The 18,552-nt window shown below is 73.0% G+C and carries 19 protein-coding genes, 1 tRNA gene and 1 pseudogene; 11 read left to right on the forward strand and 10 right to left on the reverse strand.

The window, feature by feature from the left end; all coding sequences use genetic code 11:
* Positions 1-54 precede the first annotated feature (54 nt).
* Positions 55-654 carry a TetR family transcriptional regulator C-terminal domain-containing protein gene (locus ACIQJT_RS01030; RefSeq protein WP_365454330.1) on the forward strand — a complete coding sequence of 200 codons (600 nt, stop codon included), beginning with the start codon at positions 55-57 and terminating at the stop codon, positions 652-654.
* Here the strand turns inward: ACIQJT_RS01030 and ACIQJT_RS01035 are convergent.
* The 3 genes from ACIQJT_RS01035 to ACIQJT_RS01045 are packed head-to-tail and all read right to left on the reverse strand — an operon-like array spanning position 651 to position 2,782.
* Positions 651-1,244, reverse strand: a complete 594-nt coding sequence (locus ACIQJT_RS01035) for a GPP34 family phosphoprotein (protein ID WP_365454333.1) — start codon at positions 1,242-1,244, stop codon at positions 651-653. The genes ACIQJT_RS01030 and ACIQJT_RS01035 overlap by 4 nt on opposite strands.
* A 36-nt stretch (positions 1,245-1,280) precedes the next feature.
* On the reverse strand, positions 1,281-2,435 hold the full coding sequence (locus ACIQJT_RS01040; protein ID WP_402640036.1) for a YbfB/YjiJ family MFS transporter: 1,155 nt from the start codon (positions 2,433-2,435) through the stop codon (positions 1,281-1,283).
* A 56-nt stretch (positions 2,436-2,491) separates the two neighbouring features.
* The gene (locus tag ACIQJT_RS01045; RefSeq protein WP_365454336.1) at positions 2,492-2,782 is read right to left on the reverse strand and encodes a muconolactone Delta-isomerase family protein; all 291 of its coding nucleotides are present in this window, start codon (positions 2,780-2,782) and stop codon (positions 2,492-2,494) included.
* Positions 2,783-2,890: 108 nt separating this feature from the next.
* Here ACIQJT_RS01045 and ACIQJT_RS01050 point away from each other — a divergent pair, with 108 nt between their 5' ends.
* From ACIQJT_RS01050 to ACIQJT_RS01090, 9 genes are all read left to right on the forward strand, one after another.
* Positions 2,891-3,829 (forward strand): LysR family transcriptional regulator, encoded by a 939-nt coding sequence (locus ACIQJT_RS01050; RefSeq protein ID WP_402638794.1) that lies wholly within the window; start codon positions 2,891-2,893, stop codon positions 3,827-3,829.
* A 127-nt stretch (positions 3,830-3,956) separates the two neighbouring features.
* Positions 3,957-4,670 (forward strand): SDR family NAD(P)-dependent oxidoreductase, encoded by a 714-nt coding sequence (locus ACIQJT_RS01055; RefSeq protein WP_402638796.1) that lies wholly within the window; start codon positions 3,957-3,959, stop codon positions 4,668-4,670.
* A 32-nt stretch (positions 4,671-4,702) separates the two neighbouring features.
* On the forward strand, positions 4,703-5,074 hold the full coding sequence (locus tag ACIQJT_RS01060) for a YybH family protein (protein WP_402638798.1): 372 nt from the start codon (positions 4,703-4,705) through the stop codon (positions 5,072-5,074).
* A gap of 322 nt (positions 5,075-5,396) precedes the next feature.
* Positions 5,397-6,425, forward strand: coding sequence for an L-threonine 3-dehydrogenase (tdh, locus tag ACIQJT_RS01065; protein WP_402638800.1), 1,029 nt, complete (start codon positions 5,397-5,399; stop codon positions 6,423-6,425).
* A 31-nt stretch (positions 6,426-6,456) separates the two neighbouring features.
* Positions 6,457-7,650 (forward strand): glycine C-acetyltransferase, encoded by a 1,194-nt coding sequence (locus tag ACIQJT_RS01070; RefSeq protein WP_053850986.1) that lies wholly within the window; start codon positions 6,457-6,459, stop codon positions 7,648-7,650.
* Between the two features lie 28 nt (positions 7,651-7,678).
* Positions 7,679-8,581, forward strand: a complete 903-nt coding sequence (locus tag ACIQJT_RS01075; protein ID WP_365454351.1) for a LysR family transcriptional regulator — start codon at positions 7,679-7,681, stop codon at positions 8,579-8,581.
* A gap of 121 nt (positions 8,582-8,702) precedes the next feature.
* Complete coding sequence (locus ACIQJT_RS01080) at positions 8,703-9,281, forward strand: XRE family transcriptional regulator (RefSeq protein WP_365454354.1); 579 nt, start codon at positions 8,703-8,705, stop codon at positions 9,279-9,281.
* The gene (locus tag ACIQJT_RS01085) at positions 9,278-9,811 is read left to right on the forward strand and encodes a GNAT family N-acetyltransferase (protein WP_365454357.1); all 534 of its coding nucleotides are present in this window, start codon (positions 9,278-9,280) and stop codon (positions 9,809-9,811) included. The genes ACIQJT_RS01080 and ACIQJT_RS01085 overlap by 4 nt, the downstream gene beginning before the upstream one ends.
* Before the next feature lie 30 nt (positions 9,812-9,841).
* Positions 9,842-10,198, forward strand: a complete 357-nt coding sequence (locus ACIQJT_RS01090) for an MmcQ/YjbR family DNA-binding protein (RefSeq protein WP_365454360.1) — start codon at positions 9,842-9,844, stop codon at positions 10,196-10,198.
* Here ACIQJT_RS01090 and ACIQJT_RS01095 read toward each other — a convergent pair.
* Together ACIQJT_RS01095 and ACIQJT_RS01100 are read right to left on the reverse strand one after the other, a co-directional pair.
* Entirely contained in the window at positions 10,188-11,087 is a 900-nt protein-coding gene (locus ACIQJT_RS01095; RefSeq protein ID WP_402638804.1) for a transketolase family protein, read from the reverse strand. The two genes, ACIQJT_RS01090 and ACIQJT_RS01095, sit on opposite strands and share 11 nt — an antisense overlap.
* 32 nt (positions 11,088-11,119) lie before the next feature.
* On the reverse strand, positions 11,120-11,827 hold the full coding sequence (locus ACIQJT_RS01100; protein WP_365454366.1) for a transketolase: 708 nt from the start codon (positions 11,825-11,827) through the stop codon (positions 11,120-11,122).
* A gap of 127 nt (positions 11,828-11,954) precedes the next feature.
* Between ACIQJT_RS01100 and ACIQJT_RS01105 the strand changes: the two genes are divergently transcribed.
* A tRNA-Pro gene (locus ACIQJT_RS01105) sits at positions 11,955-12,031 on the forward strand.
* A gap of 178 nt (positions 12,032-12,209) precedes the next feature.
* On the opposite strand, the gene ACIQJT_RS01110 is transcribed toward ACIQJT_RS01105, so the two are convergent.
* The 5 genes and pseudogenes from ACIQJT_RS01110 to glyA all read right to left on the reverse strand — a co-directional run bounded on the left by ACIQJT_RS01110 (position 12,210) and on the right by glyA (position 18,493).
* Positions 12,210-12,821, reverse strand: a complete 612-nt coding sequence (locus ACIQJT_RS01110) for a sarcosine oxidase subunit gamma family protein (RefSeq protein ID WP_365454369.1) — start codon at positions 12,819-12,821, stop codon at positions 12,210-12,212.
* A complete protein-coding gene (locus tag ACIQJT_RS01115; RefSeq protein WP_402638808.1) occupies positions 12,814-15,639 on the reverse strand; it encodes a sarcosine oxidase subunit alpha family protein in 2,826 nt (941 codons plus the stop codon). The genes ACIQJT_RS01110 and ACIQJT_RS01115 overlap by 8 nt, the downstream gene beginning before the upstream one ends.
* The gene (locus ACIQJT_RS01120; protein WP_402638811.1) at positions 15,636-15,917 is read right to left on the reverse strand and encodes a sarcosine oxidase subunit delta; all 282 of its coding nucleotides are present in this window, start codon (positions 15,915-15,917) and stop codon (positions 15,636-15,638) included. Before ACIQJT_RS01120 ends, ACIQJT_RS01115 begins: the two co-directional genes overlap by 4 nt.
* A 33-nt stretch (positions 15,918-15,950) precedes the next feature.
* Positions 15,951-17,171: a sarcosine oxidase subunit beta family protein gene (locus ACIQJT_RS01125; protein WP_402638813.1), complete on the reverse strand. Its 1,221-nt coding sequence runs from the start codon at positions 17,169-17,171 to the stop codon at positions 15,951-15,953.
* Positions 17,168-18,493, reverse strand: a pseudogene (gene glyA / locus ACIQJT_RS01130) (serine hydroxymethyltransferase). Before glyA ends, ACIQJT_RS01125 begins: the two are co-directional and overlap by 4 nt.
* Between the last annotated feature and the right edge of the window lie 59 nt (positions 18,494-18,552).

Genomic DNA, 18,552 nt, shown 5'->3' on the forward strand with positions numbered 1-18,552 from the left:
GCGAGACGGCCCCCTTACTAGCCGACCGGTCTAGTATCCGCGTACTCTTGCCGTGTGGGACGCACCAGTGATGCCAAGGAGAAGATCCTCGGTGCCGCGCGCTCGCTCATCGAGGCGCGCGGCTACTCGGCGCTGGGCGTGGCCGAGATCTGCAAGGCGGCCGGGGTGCCGAAGGGCAGCTTCTACTACTTCTTCGAGTCCAAGGAGGCCCTCGCGCTCGCCGTCGTCGACGAGCACTGGGCGGCCCAACGGGCCGAGTGGCAGAGCGCGTTGGGCGCGGACACGGATCCTTTGCGGCGGTTGCGCGCGCTCTTCGAGCTGACCGAGGCCGGCCAGCGCGCCGTGCAGGAGGGCCGCGGCACGGTGGCGGGCTGTCTGTTCGGGAACCTCGCCCTGGAGCTGAGCAACCACGCCGAGCCGGTGCGCGGACGGCTCCAGGAGATCTTCGACGCGCAGGTCGACATGGTGGAAGCCGTCGTCGCCGAGGCCCGGGAGCGCGGCGAGGTCACCGTGTCCGACACCCGGCAGGCGGCGCGGGCGGTGGTGGCCCAACTGGAGGGCCAGGTGATGTTCGCCAAGCTCTACAACAGCCCCCAGCGCCTGGGCGCGCTGTGGGACAACTGCCGGGCACTGCTCGGCGCGACCGGCTCCTAGTAACCGCGCCAGACGTTGTCGAAGGCCGCGTCCTCGATGACCTTGCGCTGGCGCACGGCCTCCAGTTCCATCACCGCGTCCCCGACCGCGGCCAGCACGGCGGCCGCCTCGTCGGTGAGTTCTCCGGCCGGTTCCCCGCCGATCCCGGCGGCGGCCGCGAGGGCGGCGAGGACGGGTTCGCCCGCCGCCCGGCGCTCCTCGGCCTGCCGCCGGGCCGCCGAGTCGACCAGCTCCGTCCGCCCGGTCCGCAGCGGGATCCGGCGGCCGCGTCGCCGGTCCGTGACTCCGGTCCGCTCCAGGTCGTCGACGTAGGCCGCGGACAGCCCGCGGCCCCGGCGCCACAGCCAGTCCTCGACCGACTCGTACGGTTCCTGCCGTACGAGCGCCTCGGCGGCCTCGTCCAGCAGGCGGTCGCCGGTGGGGGAGGGGGCGTTGGGCAGGAGGCGGTCGCCGTCCAGGACGAGGGCGCGGGCGTCGAGCAGGTCGAACACCTCGGCCGCCGCGAGCGCGAGCGAGAGATCGCCCTGTTCCACCGGCTTGTCGGCGGCCACGTCGAGGGCGACGATCGCGAGATCCCGTGCGGTGGTCATCGGCGGCTCCATGTCGGTCGGCCGGGTGCGGCGGTCTCAGGGGCCGGCCGGACCGGGCCGGGCGTCCCGGGTCGATTCTCGCTGCTGTCCGGGCACCGTGGCACCCGAAGCGACCATGTGGTGCGGATGACCGATGCGCAGCACCCCGGCCGCCACGGCCGCGGCCAGGACCACGAGGGCCGCCGTCAGCAGTGCCGGGTGGTAGCCGTAGTGCAGCAGCGGGGCCACGGCCAGGGGGCCCAGGATCTGACCGACCGAGTACCCGGCGGTCAGCAGCGCGACCGAGCGGGGGAACCGCAGATGTGCTCCGACGGCCAGGGCGAGCGTGCTGACGCCGATGAAGGTGGCGCCGAACAGCACCGCCGAGCCGAGGGCCGCTGCCGTACCGCCGACCAGGGCGGGCAGCGCGATGCCGGCCGCCTGGACCACGAGGGCCGTGAGCAGCAGCCCGGGACGGGACCAGCGGCGACCCAGCCGGGCCCACAGGGCCGCGGACGGTACGGCGGCCAGGCCCACGAGCACCCAGGCCCCGCTGCCGACCCAGCCGGGGGAGTCCTGTCCGACGGCGGCGACCAGGAAGGTGCCGGCGACGATGTAGCCGACGCCCTCCAGCGTGTAGCTGACGAACAGCGCCCCGAACCAGCGGTGCGTGCGGGGTCTCGCGGCGGTGCCCGCCACGGGAGCGACGGGTGCCTCGTCCGGCGGTAGCTGCCACGAGACGGCGGCGAGCAGCGCGGTGAGGGCGGCGGCGGCCCACCAGGCGGTGCGCCAGTCGCCGACGGGCCGTACCGCCAGGACCAGCAGGCCGGACAGGGCGATGCCGCCGCCGACCCCGCCGAACCCCCAGCCGGGCAGGTGCGACGGGTGGTCCCGCAGGAGGTGCAGGAGGGACCCGGCCGCGACGACGAACACCAGGGCGCTCGCCACGCCGGCCAGCAGCCGCAGCACGGCCCAGACAGTGGTGCTGTGGGTGAGGGGCATCGCGGCGACGGTGCCGGTCAGCAGGAGCAGACAGGCGCGCGGTACGGCGCGCGACCGGACCAGGACGGGGGCCAGGGTGCCCGCGAGGGCGCCGAGGAGGTAGCCGGCGTAGTTGGCGGTGGCCAGGGTCGCGCCGGCCCCGGCGGACAGGCCGGCCTGGGTGTGCATCAGGGGCAGGATCGGGGTGTAGGCGAAGCGGCCGACCCCCATGGCCGCCGCGAGCGCGGCCGCGGCCCGGGTGACGTGACGCCAGGGGGAGGGAGCGCTCACTTGGTGCCGGGGTCGTTGGGGTGCGGCTGGAGCGGGGTGACGGTGAGGGTCATCCACGGCCGCAGGGGCAGGGTGCCGAGCACCTTCGTGTGGAGCTCCTCCTCGTCGGCGGCCCGCCACACGCCGATGCTGCGCAGCTCGCCCACCGGGCGCCAGAGCCGGGACAGATGGCCCGAGGCGGCCAGTTCCCTCGCCCGGACGGCCTCGGCGGCCCGCCGCCGGTCCACCTCGGCCTGTCCGGTGCCCTCGGGAACGGTGGTGGTGATCTCGACCAGGAACTCTTCCATGACGCGCTCCACTCGACGTTGGTGAGCCCATCGTGCGCGCGTCACCTGCGCCGATGCCACGACCGGCTTCCTCGCTGCTGAGAGGCGCAGCCTCCCAGCGCGCGTACGATGACGCCCGTGGAACTGCGTCAGCTGCGCTACTTCGTCGCGGTCGCCGAGGAGCTGAACTTCGGCCGGGCCGCCGAGCGGCTCCTGATCGCCGGTCCCTCGCTCTCCCAGCAGATCAAGGCGCTCGAACGGGACCTGGGCGTCCGGCTGTTCGACCGGGACCGCCGCAAGGTGTCCCTCACCGCTGCCGGTGCCGCCCTCCTCCCGCACACCCGCGCCCTGCTGGACCGGGCCGAGGACCTCAGACACCGGGCCGGCCGGCTGTCCGGCTCGCAGTCGGTGCGGCTCGGATACGTCAACTGGCTGCCCTCGGACCTGATGGCGCGTACGGCGGCGGTGGCCCAGGTGCACGTGGACGCCTGGGTCGCCCCCTCCCACACCCAGGCCGCGCGCGTCGCCGACGGCAGCCTGGACCTCGCCGTGTGCTGGGTGCGCACCGACGACCTGCGCAGGCTCGGGCTGCGGGCCCGGCTGATCGGCGCCGACCGGCTCTACGCCGTGTCCAGGGGCGGCGACAGCGGCGAGGTGCCCGACGTGCCGGCCCGGGACACCGACGTGCTGATCGACGACGACCTCACCGCCTGGGCGTCCTGGAACGTGTACGGCGAGGAGCTCGCGCGGGCCACCGGCGCCCGGACGGTCCGCATCTCCGACGGCGCGATCACCGGTCCCGCCTTCTTCGACCACGTGCGCCGCTGCACCCGCCCGGTCGTCAACTCGCCCAAGGGGCAGACGAGTCCGCTCCCACCGGACCTGGTGCGCCGCGAGATCGTCGCACCGAAGGTGTACTGGACCTGGTCCCTGGTCCGGCGCGAGAACGAGGACCGCGCCGGTGTCCTGGCCGTCGTCGACGCGCTGTGCGAGGACGTCGGCGACCTCGGCATCCATGCCCCGGACGCCTGGCTGCCCGCCGACGACCCGTACGCGATCCCGGGCTGACCTGCACTGGGAGCCGGTGCCTCCCAGACGGGAGGAAGCCGGTCCTTCCCCCGCCCGTCGGACCGGCCTACCTTCCAAATAGTCGACCGGTCGGCTAGTACCGGTCACCGACTCGGAGAAGGTCACCATGAGCACCCAGAACCAGAAGGTCGCGATCATCACCGGCGCCTCGCAGGGGATCGGCGCCGCCCTCGTCGAGGGCTACCGCAAGCTCGGATACGCCGTCGTCGCCACCTCCCGCACCATCGCGCCCGTCGACGACGCGGACGTCCTCACCGTCCAGGGCGACATCGCCGACCCGGCGACCGCGGAGCGCGTCGTCGCGGCCGCCGTGGAACGGTTCGGGCGCGTCGACACCGTGGTCAACAACGCGGGCGTCTTCGTCGCCAAGCCGTTCACCGAGTACACGGCCGAGGACTTCGCCACCGTGACGGGCATCAACGTCGCCGGTGTCTTCCACCTCACCCAGCGGGCCGTCCCGCACCTGCTCGCCCAGGGCGGCGGCCACATCGTCAACGTCACCACCAGCCTCGTCGACAACGCGGACTCCAGGGTCCCGTCCGTGCTCGCCTCGCTGAGCAAGGGCGGCGTGCAGTCCGCCACCAAGTCCCTCGCCGTCGAGTACGCCACCCGCGGCATCCGCGTCAACGCCGTGTCGCCCGGCACCATCAAGACGCCCATGCACCCCGAGGAGACCCACGAGTTCCTCTCCGCCCTGCACCCGGTCGGGCGGATGGGCGAGATGAGCGACATCGTCGACGCCGTGCTCTTCCTGGAGACGGCGCCGTTCGTCACCGGCGAGATCCTGCACGTCGACGGCGGCATGAGCGCCGGCCACTGATGAAGCGTCAACTCACGGAAGGAGCAGCGGACATGACCGGCGAAGCCGACGACAAGGCGATCCTGAGCGGGGTCCTCGACCGGTGGAAGTCAGGTGTCGGCGCCCACCGCCCCGAGCAGGTGGCCGCCCTCTTCACCGAGGACGCCGTCTTCCAGGGACTGCACCCCTACAGCGTCGGACGGCGGGGCGTCGCCGAGTACTACGACTCCCAGCCGCCCGGCCTGAAGGCCGCCTACCGGATCCTGGAGACACGACGGCCGGCCGACGGCCTCGTCCTGGGCTACCTGGACGTCGAGTTCTCGTTCACGGACCGGCCCCCGCTCGCCGTCAAGCTGGCGGTGCTCCTGACCCGCGTGGAGGACGACTGGTACATCGCCCACTACCAGGTCTCCCGCCTCGACTAGGGCCCGCGCGTCGGTCCTCGACGCCGTGCCGTGTCCGCGAGCCGGGCCCGCGATGCCGCCGGGCCCGGCTCGCGGGGCGCCGGGTGCCGGCCGCGCGGTGCGGCCACGGGTGCCCGGGTTCACCCCGGTGGCCCACGCCGCCGACCTGGCGCCGGCCGGTCCGCGGATCGGCGGGCCGCCGAGCGGCGGCGCGTTCCCGGGGTCCGTGCGAAGGTGTGAAGCGGAGCTGTGGCACCGCTTAAGAAAGTCTCGATGGACCGCGGCGGTGCCGTACGGCAGATTGCTGGGCGTTTCCACCCCTCGTACCCACAGGAGCCGTACCTTGAAGGCGCTGGTCAAGGAGAAGGCGGAGCCCGGGCTGTGGCTCGCGGACGTCCCGGAGCCGGCCGTCGGGCCCGGTGACGTGCTGATCAAGGTGCTGCGTACCGGTATCTGCGGCACCGATCTGCACATCCGGAACTGGGACGGCTGGGCCCAGCAGGCGATCCGGACCCCGCTGGTGCTCGGGCACGAGTTCGTCGGCGAGGTCGTGGAGACCGGGCGCGACGTCACGGAGACCAAGGCCGGCGACCGGGTGAGCGGTGAGGGGCACCTGGTCTGCGGGAAGTGCCGCAACTGCCTCGCGGGACGCCGTCACCTGTGCCGGGCCACGGTCGGGCTCGGCGTCGGCCGGGACGGGGCCTTCGCGGAGTACGTCGTGCTGCCCGCCGCCAACGTCTGGGTGCACCGCGTCCCCGTGGACCTCGACGTGGCCGCGATCTTCGACCCGTTCGGCAACGCCGTGCACACCGCGCTGTCCTTCCCGCTCGTCGGAGAGGACGTGGTGATCACCGGCGCCGGACCGATCGGGCTGATGGCGGCGGCGGTCGCCCGGCACGCGGGCGCCCGCAACGTCGTCGTCACCGACGTCAGCGAGGAGCGCCTGGAGCTCGCCCGCAAGATCGGGGTGAGCCTCGCGCTGAACGTGTCGGAGGCGCAGATCGCCGACGGCCAGCGGGAGTTGGGGCTGCGCGAGGGCTTCGACATCGGCCTGGAGATGTCCGGGCGGCCGGAGGCCCTGCGCGACATGATCGCCAACATGACGCACGGCGGCCGGATCGCGATGCTGGGACTGCCGGCCGCGGAGTTCCCGGTCGACTGGGCCCGGATCGTCACCTCCATGATCACCATCAAGGGCATCTACGGCCGTGAGATGTTCGAGACCTGGTACGCAATGTCGGTCCTCCTGGAGGGCGGCCTCGACCTCGCCCCCGTGATCACCGGCCGGTACGGCTACCGCGACTTCGAGGCGGCGTTCGCCGACGCGGCGAGCGGCCGCGGCGGCAAGGTCATCCTCGACTGGACCAACTGACCTGACTGGACGACGGACTTAGGGACTGACGATGTTCGACTCCGTGCGCGACGACCTGCGCGCCACCCTCGACGAGATCCGCGCCGCCGGCCTGCACAAGCCCGAGCGCGTGATCGACACCCCGCAGTCGGCGACCGTGCACGTCTCCGCGGGCGGCCGCACCGGCGAGGTCCTGAACTTCTGCGCCAACAACTACCTGGGCCTCGCCGACCACCCCGAGGTGGTCGCCGCCGCCCACGAGGCCCTGGACCGCTGGGGCTACGGCATGGCCTCGGTCCGCTTCATCTGCGGGACGCAGGAGGTCCACAAGGAGCTGGAAGCGCGGCTGTCCGCCTTCCTCGGCCAGGAGGACACGATCCTGTACTCCTCCTGCTTCGACGCCAACGGCGGTGTCTTCGAGACCCTGCTGGGCCCCGAGGACGCGGTGATCTCCGACGCCCTGAACCACGCGTCGATCATCGACGGCATCCGGCTGTCGAAGGCCCGCCGGTTCCGCTACGCCAACCGTGATCTGGCCGACCTGGAACGGCAGTTGAAGGAGGCCGCGGGCGCCCGGCGCAAGCTGGTCGTCACCGACGGCGTCTTCTCGATGGACGGCTACGTGGCGCCGTTGGCGGAGATCTGCGACCTCGCCGACCGCTACGACGCCATGGTCATGGTCGACGACTCGCACGCGGTCGGCTTCGTCGGCCCCGGCGGCCGCGGCACCCCCGAACTGCACGGCGTCATGGACCGCGTCGACATCATCACCGGCACCCTCGGCAAGGCGCTCGGCGGCGCCTCCGGCGGTTACGTGGCCGCGCGCGCCGAGATCGTCGCCCTCCTGCGCCAGCGCTCCCGGCCGTACCTCTTCTCCAACACGCTCGCCCCGGTGATCGCCGCGGCCTCCCTGAAGGTCCTCGACCTGCTGGAGTCGGCGGACGACCTGCGGGTGCGGCTGCGCGAGAACACCGCGCTGTTCCGGCGCCGGATGACCGAGGAGGGCTTCGACGTCCTGCCCGGCGACCACGCCATCGCACCCGTGATGATCGGCGACGCGGCGAAGGCGGGACGCCTCGCGGAGCTGCTCCTGGAGCGGGGCGTGTACGTGATCGGCTTCTCGTACCCGGTGGTCCCGCAGGGACAGGCGCGTATCCGGGTGCAGCTCTCGGCGGCCCACTCCACCGAGGACGTGAACCGCGCGGTCGACGCCTTCGTCGCGGCCCGGGCCGAGCTGGCGGAGTAGGTCCGGACCTGTTGCGATAATCGATCCCATGATCGAGGCACGGCGGCTCCACATCCTCCGTGCGGTGGCCGACCACCGCACGGTCACGGCGGCTGCCGCCGCGCTCTATCTCACGCCTTCCGCGGTCTCGCAGCAGCTCACGGCCCTGGAGCAGGAGACCGGCCACCGCCTGGTGGAGCGCGGCGCCAAGGGCGTACGGCTGACCCCCGCCGGTGAGATCCTGCTCAGCCACACCAACGCGGTCCTCGCCCAGCTGGAGCGGGCCGAGGCCGAGCTGGCCGCCTACAGCTCGGGCGCGGCCGGCACGGTCACCGTCGCCGCCTTCGCGACCGGGATCGCCCTGGTCGTGGCGCCCGCCGTGGCCCGGCTCGCCGCGACGGCACCCGGCATCCGCATCCGCGTCCAGGACGCCGAGGGCGACGCCAGCCTGCCGATGGTCCTGGACCGGCAGGTCGACGTGGCGGTGGCGGTGGAGTACCGCGGGGCCCCGCCCGCCGACGACCCGCGCCTCGCGCACGTGCCGCTGTACGCCGAGCCCTTCGACGCGGTCGTACCGGTGAGCCACCGGCTGGCCGACGCGGGCGAGGTGCCGCTGGCGGAGCTCGCCAAGGACCCGTGGATCGGGCCCTACCCGGGCAACCCCTGCCACGACGTCGTGGTCCTCGCCTGCGAGCACGCCGGTTTCCAGCCACGCCTGGAGCACTCCTCCGACGACTTCCGCGCGGTGGTCGCCCTGGCCTCGGCGGACGCGGGAGTGGCACTGGTACCGCGTTCGGCGCTGATCGGGATGGACCTCACGGGAGTGGTCGTACGGCCCGTCGACGGGGTGGCCCCCACGCGCCGGGTCTTCGCGGCCGTACGGCGGGGAGCCGAGGAGCACCCCCTGATCCGTCCCGTCCTCGACGCACTCCAGGCCGTCGCCCAGGAGTAGGAACCGGCCGCCGGTCGAACACCATGACCGGGACCTCTACGGCACGCACTGGCGCGGACGCCGGCGGTGTTCGGTGGCAGGGAGTAGCGCTTCGTCCCGTATCCGGGATATCTTCCCGGATGTGAAACGAGACGGAACCGGGCCCGACCCGGTCGACACCCGCCTCGGTCTTCGCCTCGCCGAGCTGCGGGCCGAACGCGGCTGGTCCCTGGGCGAGTTGGCCGAGCGCAGCGGGGTCAGCAAGTCCACCCTCTCCCGTGCCGAGCGGGCCGAGATCAGCCCCACGGCCTCGCTGCTCAACCAGCTGTGCGGGGTGTACGGGCGGACCATGTCCCAACTGCTCAGCGAGGTCGAGACCGAGCCCGCCCCGCTGGTGCGGGACACTGACCAGCCGGTGTGGGAGGACCGGACCTCCGGGTTCGTCCGGAGGTCCGTGTCGCCGCCGCACCCCGGACTGCGCGGTGAACTCGTCGAGGGACGGCTCGCCGCCGGCGCCGACATCGCCTACGACCGGCCGCCCGTGCCCGGCCTGGAGCAGCACATCTGGGTCCTGGAGGGCACGCTCGACGTCACCGCCCAGGACGTCGTGCACCACCTCGGCACCGGGGACTGCCTGCGGCTGCGGGTGTGGGGGCCGACGCGGTTCCGGTGCGCGGGGCCCGATGCGGCGCGGTACGTGCTGGCGGTGGTCCTGCCATGATCATCACCCGCCTCGACGAGACCCGACTGGCCCAGCGCGCGGACGAGTTGGCGGAGCTCCTCGTCGACACCGTGGACGGCGGCGCCTCCGTCGGATTCCTCGCACCGATGGACCGCGCGGCGGCCGTCGCCTGGTGGAAGGAGCGTGCCGGCGCGGTGGCCGCGGGGCACGTGGCGGTGTGGGCGGCGCTCGACGGTCACCGCGCGGTCGGCACCGTCGGACTCGCCTTCCCCGACAAGCCCAACTCCCGGCACCGCGCGGAGCTGGTCAAGCTGATGGTGCACCGGGACGCCCGCGGGCACGGCCTCGGGCGCCGGCTCCTCGGCACCGCTGAGCAGGCCGCCCGCTCCGCCGGCATCACCCTGCTCCACCTGGACACCGAGACCGACAGCCCCGCCGAGCGCCTCTACGGCTCGGCCGGCTGGACCCGGGCCGGCATCATCCCCGACTACGCGGCGGACCCCGCCGGGGTGCTCCGGCCGACGACGCTCTACTACAAGCGGCTCGCAGGCACCGCTCCGACCAGGTGATTGTCAGTGGCGGCCGCTACGGTGCCTGTCATGCCGGACGCCGAAGACGTACGCCGAGTCGCCCTGTCCCTCCCGGACACGACGGAGAAGATCGCCTGGAGCATGCCCACGTTCCGGGTCGCGGACAAGATGTTCGCCACGCTGCCCGAGGACGAGACCTCCATCGCCGTGCGCTGCCCCAAGGAGGAGCGCGACGAGCTGGTGCTGGCCGAGCCGGAGAAGTTCTGGATCGCCGACCACGAGGCGCAGTTCGCGTGGGTGCGTGCCCGGCTCGCGGCCATCGAGGACGAGGGCGAGCTGCGGGACATCCTCGCCGACTCCTGGCGGCAGGCGGCCCCGACCCGGCTGCTCGACGCCTACCCGGAGCTGGGGCTGCCTAGGGGGTGAGGAAGGCGCCGATCCGCTCGCGCAGCGACCGGGCGTCCAGCCCGTGCGCGGCGACGTGTTCCTCGATCGTGCCGTACCGCCGCAGCTCACGGCGGCCCACCCCCAGGCCCAGCACCCGGTGCGGCACGTCGGCCAGGGCGTTGTTCGCCGCCGCGGTCGAGGTGCCCGCCAGGTAGGGCTCGACCAGGACGACATCGGCGCCCGCCGCCCCGGTGGCCCGGCGCAGCGCGGCCGCGTCGAAGGGCCGTACGGTCGTCGCGTACAGGACGGTGACGTCGAGGCCGTCCGTGGCGGCGAGCACGTTGTCGAGCATGGGCCCGACGGCCACCACGACCCCGGAGCGTCCCTCGCGCACGGTGCGGAACCGCCGGCCGTCGACGGGGAGCGCCTCCCGGTTGGCCTGGAGGGACAGCCGTACGTACACCTTGTCGTCGCCCGCGGCGACGGCGTGCCGCAGCAGGGTCTCGGCCTCGTCGGGGTGGCCCGGCACATGGACGGTCCAGCCGTCGAGGGTGTCCAGCAGGGCCACATCGCCGGGCGCCATGTGCGTGTATCCGCCCGCGGGCCAGTCGAAGGACGCGGCCGCGCTCACCAGGACCGCCCCCGTGTCCTGGTGTCCCAGGTCCAGCTTGACCTGCTCGAAGGGTCGCTCGACGAGGAAGCCGGCGAAGGTGTGCAGCACGGGCCGCAGCCCGGTCAGCGCCAGGCCGGCGCCCGCCCCGACGAGGAGCTGTTCGCGGATGCCGACGTTGACGACCCGGTCGGGATGCCGGCGGGCCGCCTCGGTGAAGCCGTCCCTGCCGATCTCGGCGAGGACGACCGCGACCCGGGGATCCTCGTCCAGCAGTCGCGAGGCGACGGTGGTGAAACGCTCACGCATGGTGTCCATGGAGCGGTGAACCTCTCTCGGAATCGGGATGCTCAGGCGGACTTCGGCTCGACGCGGGCCACGACCACGTGCGGCCGGCCCGGATGCGGCGCGGTGAACGCGGCGTGCAGCGCCTCGTGGTCACGGCCGTCCACGGTGACCGCGGACCAGCCGGCGGCCTCGAAACGGGCCGCGATTCCCCCCGGCCGGGCATGGCTGGCGGAGGCGTTGTCGACGACGACCGTGTGCAGGCGGTCGAGCCCGGCGGGCCCGGCGAAGGCGATCGCCTCGTGGTTGCTGCCCTCGTCCAGCTCGGCGTCCCCGACCAGCACCCACACCCGCGGATCGTCGAGGCCCTGGGCGCGCAGCCCCAGCGCGGTGCCGACGCCGATCGGCAGCCCGTGGCCGAGCGAACCGCTGCCGATCTCGGCTCCCGGCACCAACACGCGGTCGGGGTGGTGGCCGAGGGGCGAGTCGTACGAACCGAACCCGGGCAGCCAGTCCACGGGCAGGAACCCCTTCGCGGCCAGCACCGCGTAGTACGCCATCGGGCCGTGCCCCTTGGACAGCAGGAACCGGTCCCGCCCGGGGTCGTCGGGGCGCTCGGGGCGCACCCGCAGCACACGGTCGTAGAGCACCCACAGCACGTCAAGCGTGGACGTGGCCGCAGGTCCGTGCTTCTCGTCGCCCGTCATCAGCCCCATGAGCCGGGGCAGGTCGTCGTAGCCGTACCTCTGTCCTCGTTCCTCGGTGATCGTCATACGGACGATCGTGCAACCTCAACCAAAGTCGAGGTCAAGCGGAGAAAGGAGTGCGCGACCACCGACCTGAGTGCGGTATGGTTTCTCTGCGCGTTCGGCCAGGGGAAAGCCCAGGTCAGACGGGCACCGGGACGTGGCGCAGCTTGGTAGCGCACTTGACTGGGGGTCAAGGGGTCGCAGGTTCAAATCCTGTCGTCCCGACCAGCTTTGTTGCAGGTCGGAGGCCGTTCTCTCATCCACGGGAGGGCGGCCTTTCGTGTCGGTCATGGGCGGGCTTGCCAGCCGGCGGAAGAAGCGGCTGCCTCGGCGGCCCGACGAGCTGTCGGTGCCGTGTCCCGCGCCGGGCCGGCGTCCCCCGGTGTGAGGGGGCGGGGACACGTGTTCACGGCCGGCCGTACTCGCTCATCGCGTCGACGAGCCAGCGGGCCAGGTAGTCGGCGAACGACGACCGCGGCAGCAGACGGTAGGTCGGGGCGTCGTCGGTCTGCCACAGCAGCACCGCGACCGGACCGACCGTGGTCGACACCGCGCGGCCCGGGCCGAAGGCGCGGGGGTGCAGGTCCAGCGGGCAGCCCTTCTCCAGCACCTCGCGAGCACAGGGGCCGCTCAGCTCCAGGGTGGTGCGGTTCGCCGACACGTCCACGACCGAACCGGGCTCGCCCCCCAGGGCCTCCCGCAGTTCCGCGGTCACGGTGCCGGCGTCGGTCCGGGACAGCACGAGCCACTCGTCGGGGCCCAGCCAGACGGCCGTACGGTCGCCTCGGGACGCGGTGTCGCCGCAGTGGCGGGGGAGCGGCGCCCCCAGTGCCGTCCCGATCCGGCCGGCCGCCGCTGAGGCGGGGTCGACCCGTACGTTCACCATCGTGAGGAACGGCAGCTCGGCCAGCGTGACGCCCCGGGCGCCGGTGACGGCGGCGGCGCGCATCAGCTCCTCCAGGTGGGACAGGGGACTGGTGCGCAGGGCCACCGGGCCCGCCGTGGTCGGTTCAGCCATCTCGCCTGGTCCCTTCGGGGTCGTAGAGGACGAAGTCGGTCACCTCGACCGGCACCAGCGCCTCACCCACCGGGGCGAGCAGGGTCTGGCCCTTCCTCGCCCGGCCGTCGGCGACCAGGGCGAGGGCGAAGGGGCGGCCGAGGGCCGGGCTGTGGTAACTGGAGGTGACATGGCCGAGCATCGGCACCGGGACCTGCCCCAAGTCGACGTCGGGTGCGACGAGTTGGGTGCCCTCGGGCAGCCGGGTCGTGCGGTCGGCCGGGAGCAGGCCGACCAGCTGCTTGCGGTCGGTGCGGGAGGTGTCGGCGCGGGCGAAGGACCGCTTGCCGATGAAGTCCTTCTGCCGGGAGACCACCCAGTCCATGCCCGCGTCCTGCGGGGTGACCGTGCCGTCGGTGTCCTGGCCGACGATGATGTAGCCCTTCTCGGCGCGCAGGACGTGCATCGCCTCGGTGCCGTACGGGGTGATGCCGTACGGCCTGCCGACGGCGTCCACCTCCTCCCAGACCGAAAGGCCGTACCAGGCCGAGACGTTGATCTCGTAGGCCAGCTCGCCGGAGAAGGAGATCCGGCAGATCCGGGCCGGAACACCGGAGGCCAGGGTCGTCTCGCGGAAGGCCATGAACGGGAAGGCCTCGTTCGACAGGTCGACGTCCGGGGCGAGATGGGCGACGACCGCGCGTGACTGCGGGCCCACGACCGCGATCGTGGCCCACTGCTCGGTCACCGAGGTGCAGTGCACGTCGAGTTCGGGCCACTCGGTCTGGAGCCACTCCTCCAGCCAGTCCAGGACGTTCGCGGCGCCGCCGGTCGTCGTCGTCATGAAGTAGCGGTCGTCGTCGAGGCGGAGCGTCACGCCGTCGTCGAAGATCATGCCGTCGGGCTTGCACATCACGCCGTAGCGGCCCGTGCCGGGCTTCAGCTTCTTGAAGGCGTTCGTGTAGATCCGGTTGAGGAACTCGCCCGCGTCCGCGCCCCGGATCTCGATCTTGCCGAGCGTGGAGGCGTCCATGAACGCCACCCCCTCCCGGGCCGCCCGGCACTCGCGCGCCACGGCCGCGTCCATGTCCTCACCGGCCTGCGGGTAGTACCGGGGGCGCTTCCACTGTCCGACGTCCTCGAACTCCGCGCCGTGCGCCACATGCCAGCGGTGGATCGAGGTGGTCCGCTCCGGGTCGAACAGCGCACCTCGTTCCCGCCCCGCCAGGGCGGCGAACGCGATCGGCGTGTACGGCGCCCGGTAGGCCGTGGTGCCGATCTCGCCCAGGGAACCGCCGAGGGCCTCGGCGATCACCCCGATCGCGTTGACGCCGGACGTCTTGCCCTGGTCGTTCGCCGTGCCGAGCGAGGTGTACCGCTTGACGTGCTCGACGCCCCGCATCCCGGCACCGGTGGAGCGCCAGACGTCGGCGACCGTCACATCACGCTGGAGATCGACGAAGTGGCTGTCCCACGTGCCGGGTTCGCCCTCGCGGGCGGGCACCAGCCACAGGGCGCGCGTCGGACCTGGTGCGCGCCGCGGGCTCTCGGCCGGCACGGGCACCGGGAAGCCCGCCGCCGTCGCCGCCAGCGCTCCGGCCCGCGCCCCTTCGGCCAGACAGCCGCCGAGGTCGTACGTCCCCCGGGCCGCCCCCACGACCTGCTGGTCCCGTACGGTCCCGTCCGGGACGAACGCGACGAGGTCCGTGTCCCAGCGCAGCCTGCCCTGGCGCTGCGAGTGCAGGTGCACCACCGGACTCCAGCCGCCCGACACGGCGAGCAGGTCGCAGTCGAACGGCCGGGCCGCGCCCGTCGGTCGGCCTTCGGCGTCGAGTCCCCGGACGGTGACCCCGGTCAGCCGGTGCCCGCCCGCCGTGTCCACCACGGCGCTGCCCGTCAGGACCCGCACTCCGGTCGCCGCGGCCACCTCGGCGGCCCGCCCGGACAGTTCGGGGCGCGCGTCCACGACGACGGCCACGGGGATCCCGGCCGCGCACAGACCGGTGACCGTGTCGTAGGCGCTGTCGTTGGTCGTGGCCACCACGGCCCGCGAACCCGGTGCCACGGCGTACCGGTCGAGGTAGGTGCGCACGGCCCCGGCCAGCATCACGCCGGGCCGGTCGTTGCCCGCGAAGACCAGCGGGCGTTCGTGCGCGCCGGTCGCCAGCACGACCTGGCGGGCGCGGATGTGCCACAGCCGCTGCCGCGAGACCCCCTCGGGGGCGTCCGCGCCGAGGTGGTCGGTGCGCCGCTCGAGCGCCAGCACGTAGTTGTCGTCGTACGACCCGAAGGCCGTGGTCCGGTGCAGTACGACGGCCTCGGGCGCGGCGTCGAGGGCCGCCCGCAGTTCCTCCGCCCGCTCCCAGGAGTCCGGCCCGGGCCGCTCGTCGACGAGGTGCACGCGGGCGCCGGAGGCGGCGGCAGCGGAGGCCGCCGCGAGGCCCGCCGGTCCGGCGCCGACGACCAGTACGTCGGTGTGGACGTACTTCTTGTCGTAGACGGCGGGGTCCGGGGTGGGGTCGAGCCGGCCCATCCCGGAGAGCGTGGTCGCGGACAGGCCGTCGTACAGCTCGACGGTCGTCGCCGGGAGCATGCCCTCCGAGCACGAACCGCCCAGCTGCACCAGGGCGTTCGGCTCCTCGACGCCCGCGGCGACGATGCCCCGCGGGCGGCCGCGGTAGAGCGAGGGGGCGACCTCGATCAGGCCGTTCGCCAGCATCGCCGAGGCCAGGGTGTCGCCGGGGTGACCGGTCGACTCCCGTCCGTCGACGGTGAATCGCAGCAGGGTGCCGCGGTCGACCCGGCCGCCACGCGGCAGCCGGAAGCGCTGGTCGGTCATCGGTTCCCTCCGGGGCGGGGCTCGTCGGGCCGGTACGAGGACAGCACCTCGTGGGTGGCGGTGTCGCGCAGGACGTTGAACCAGCGGCGGCAGCCGATGCTGTGCATCCACCGCTCGGCGAAGGGGCCCTTGGGGTTGTCGCGGTAGAAGACGTACTCGGCCCACTGCTCGTCGCCGAGGTCGGCGGGGGAGTCCGGGTAGGGGACGTGGGCCTGTCCGCCGTAGCGGTACTCCGTCTCGTTCCGCGGCCCGCACCAGGGGCAGGTGATCAGCAGCACGGCGTTCTCCTCAATGCCTCAGGGCCTCGACGCTCAGTGGGCCACGGCCGCGGCGCCGTGCTCGTCGATCAACGCGCCGGTCGTGAAGCGGTCGAGGGCGAAGGGGGCGTTCAGCGGGTGCGGCTCGCCCGTGGCGATGGTGTGCGCGAAGGTCCAGCCGGCCGCCGGTGTGGCCTTGAAACCCCCCGTGCCCCAGCCGCAGTTGACGTACAGGTCCGCGACGGGGGTGCGGCCGATGATCGGCGAGGCGTCCGGGGTGACGTCGACGATGCCGCCCCAGGTGCGCAGCACATGGGCCCTCGCGAAGATCGGGAAGAGCTCGACGGCGGCGGCCATCTGCTGCTCGATCACATGGAACGAACCGCGCTGACCGTAGCCGTTGTACGAGTCGACGCCCGCGCCCATCACCAGCTCGCCCTTGTGGGCCTGGGAGACGTAGACGTGCACGTGGTTCGACATGACGACGGTCGGGTGCACGGGCTCGTGCAGCTCGGAGACCAGCGCCTGGAGCGGATGGGACTGCACCGGCAGCCGGATGCCCGCCCGCTCGGCCAGCACGCTGCTGTGCCCGGCGGCCGCGAGACCGACCCGGCCGGCGTGGATGCGGCCGCGGTTCGTCTCGACGCCCACGACCCGGTCGCCGTCCTTGAGGAAGCCGGTGACCTCGCAGCCCTGGATCAGGTCCACGCCCAGCTCGTCCGCCCGGCGGGCCAGCGCCCAGGCGACGTGGTCGTGCTTGGCGATGCCGGCCCGCGGCTGGAAGGTGGCGCCGAGGACCGGGTACCGGGTGCGGGGCGAGACGTTGAGGATGGGACAGACCTTGGCGACATCGTCCGGCTCCAGCCACTCGGCGTCGACCCCGTTGAGCCGGTTGGCGCCCACGCGGCGCATGCCCTCGCGGACGTCCTGGAGGGTGTGCGCGAGGTTCAGGACACCGCGCTGGCTGAACAGGAAGTCGTAGTCCAGCTCCTCCGGCAGCCGCTCCCACAGCTTCAGCGCGTGCTCGTAGATCGCCGCGCTCTCGTCCCAGAGGTAGTTGGAGCGGATGATCGTGGTGTTGCGGGCCATGTTGCCGCCCGCGAGCCAGCCCTTCTCCAGGACGGCCACCTTGGTGATGCCGTGGTTCTGGGCGAGGTAGTAGGCGGTGGCGAGGCCGTGGCCGCCGGCGCCGACGACGACGACGTCGTACGACCGCTTCGGGTCGGGGTTGCGCCAGAGGAAGTCCGGGTGCTCCGGCAGCGGTCCGGCGGTCATGCCGCGCCTCCGACGAGGTGGGGGTAGAGGGGGAAGGCGGCGGCCAGCTTCTCGACCCGGGCGCGCAGGTCGGCCTCGGGGCGTTCGCCCTTCAGGGTCTCGGCGATGACGTCGGCGACCTCGCGGAACTCGGTCTCGCCGAAGCCGCGGGTGGCCAGGGCCGGTGTGCCGATCCGCAGACCGGACGAGACCATGGGCGGGCGGGGGTCGAACGGCACGGCGTTGCGGTTCACGGTGATGCCGATGCGGTGCAGCCGGTCCTCGGCCTGCTTCCCGTCGAGTGCGGAGTTCCTCAAGTCGACCAGGATCAGGTGGACCTCGGTGCCGCCGGTCAGGACGGTGATCCCGGCCTCGGCCACGTCGTCGGCCAGCAGCCGGCCGGCGAGGATCTTCGCGCCCCGCAGCGTCCGCCGCTGGCGCTCCTTGAACTCCTCGCCCGCCGCGACCTTGAAGGCCACCGCCTTCGCCGCGATCACGTGCTGGAGCGGGCCGCCCTGCTGACCCGGGAAGACCGCGGAGTTGATCTTCTTGGCCAGGCCGGCGCGGCTGAGGACGACACCGCCGCGCGGGCCGCCGAGGGTCTTGTGGGTGGTGGTCGTGACGACGTCGGCGTACGGCACCGGGTTCGGGTGCAGTCCCGCCGCGACCAGCCCCGCGAAGTGCGCCATGTCCACCATCAGGTAGGCGCCCACCGCGTCGGCGATCCGGCGGAAAGCGGCGAAGTCGAGTTGCCGGGGGTAGGCCGACCAGCCCGCGACGATCATCTTCGGCCGGTGCGCGAGGGCGAGCCGTTCGACCTCGTCCATGTCGACGCGCAGGTCGGACTCGCGGACGTGGTACGGCACGACGTCGTACAGCTTGCCCGAGTAGTTGAGGCGCATCCCGTGGGTCAGGTGGCCGCCGTGCGCGAGGTCGAGGCCGAGGACCGTGTCACCGGGCTGGAGCAGGGCGAACATCGCGGCCGCGTTGGCCTGGGCGCCCGAGTGCGGCTGCACGTTCGCGGCCTCGGCGCCGAAGAGCTCCTTCACCCGGGCGATGGCCAACTACTCGACCACGTCGACGTGTTCGCAGCCGCCGTAGTAGCGGCGGCCGGGGTAGCCCTCGGCGTACTTGTTGGTCAGGACCGAGCCCTGGGCCTCCAGCACGGCGGCCGGGGCGAAGTTCTCCGAGGCGATCATCTCGAGCGTTGACTGCTGGCGGTGCAGCTCGGCGGCCACGGCGGTGGCGACGTCCGGGTCGAGTTCGCCGAGGGGGAGGGAGAGCGGGGAGGCGGGCGAGGTCGGCGGGGTGAGCGGCGAGGTGGGCGGCGTACTCGTTGCCATCTGTGCACCATCCTGGGAGCCGGCTAATGAGCAACTGATATATCAGCCTGTGCGGTAAG

Origin of the sequence: Streptomyces sp. NPDC091972 (assembly GCF_044756385.1) — a bacterium.
Lineage (GTDB): Bacteria > Actinomycetota > Actinomycetes > Streptomycetales > Streptomycetaceae > Streptomyces.

Excerpts from the sequence above, each read along its gene's own strand:
- ACIQJT_RS01035 (WP_365454333.1), bottom strand. The coding sequence starts at position 1,244 with ATGACCACCGCACGGGATCTCGCGATCGTCGCCCTCGACGTGGCCGCC.
- ACIQJT_RS01040 (WP_402640036.1), bottom strand. The coding sequence starts at position 2,435 with ATGGGGGTCGGCCGCTTCGCCTACACCCCGATCCTGCCCCTGATGCAC.
- ACIQJT_RS01045 (WP_365454336.1), bottom strand. The coding sequence starts at position 2,782 with ATGGAAGAGTTCCTGGTCGAGATCACCACCACCGTTCCCGAGGGCACC.
- ACIQJT_RS01050 (WP_402638794.1), top strand. The coding sequence starts at position 2,891 with ATGACGCCCGTGGAACTGCGTCAGCTGCGCTACTTCGTCGCGGTCGCC.
- ACIQJT_RS01055 (WP_402638796.1), top strand. The coding sequence starts at position 3,957 with ATGAGCACCCAGAACCAGAAGGTCGCGATCATCACCGGCGCCTCGCAG.
- ACIQJT_RS01060 (WP_402638798.1), top strand. The coding sequence starts at position 4,703 with ATGACCGGCGAAGCCGACGACAAGGCGATCCTGAGCGGGGTCCTCGAC.
- ACIQJT_RS01070 (WP_053850986.1), top strand. The coding sequence starts at position 6,457 with ATGTTCGACTCCGTGCGCGACGACCTGCGCGCCACCCTCGACGAGATC.
- ACIQJT_RS01075 (WP_365454351.1), top strand. The coding sequence starts at position 7,679 with ATGATCGAGGCACGGCGGCTCCACATCCTCCGTGCGGTGGCCGACCAC.
- ACIQJT_RS01085 (WP_365454357.1), top strand. The coding sequence starts at position 9,278 with ATGATCATCACCCGCCTCGACGAGACCCGACTGGCCCAGCGCGCGGAC.
- ACIQJT_RS01090 (WP_365454360.1), top strand. The coding sequence starts at position 9,842 with ATGCCGGACGCCGAAGACGTACGCCGAGTCGCCCTGTCCCTCCCGGAC.
- ACIQJT_RS01095 (WP_402638804.1), bottom strand. The coding sequence starts at position 11,087 with ATGGACACCATGCGTGAGCGTTTCACCACCGTCGCCTCGCGACTGCTG.
- ACIQJT_RS01100 (WP_365454366.1), bottom strand. The coding sequence starts at position 11,827 with ATGACGATCACCGAGGAACGAGGACAGAGGTACGGCTACGACGACCTG.
- ACIQJT_RS01110 (WP_365454369.1), bottom strand. The coding sequence starts at position 12,821 with ATGGCTGAACCGACCACGGCGGGCCCGGTGGCCCTGCGCACCAGTCCC.
- ACIQJT_RS01115 (WP_402638808.1), bottom strand. The coding sequence starts at position 15,639 with ATGACCGACCAGCGCTTCCGGCTGCCGCGTGGCGGCCGGGTCGACCGC.
- ACIQJT_RS01125 (WP_402638813.1), bottom strand. The coding sequence starts at position 17,171 with ATGACCGCCGGACCGCTGCCGGAGCACCCGGACTTCCTCTGGCGCAAC.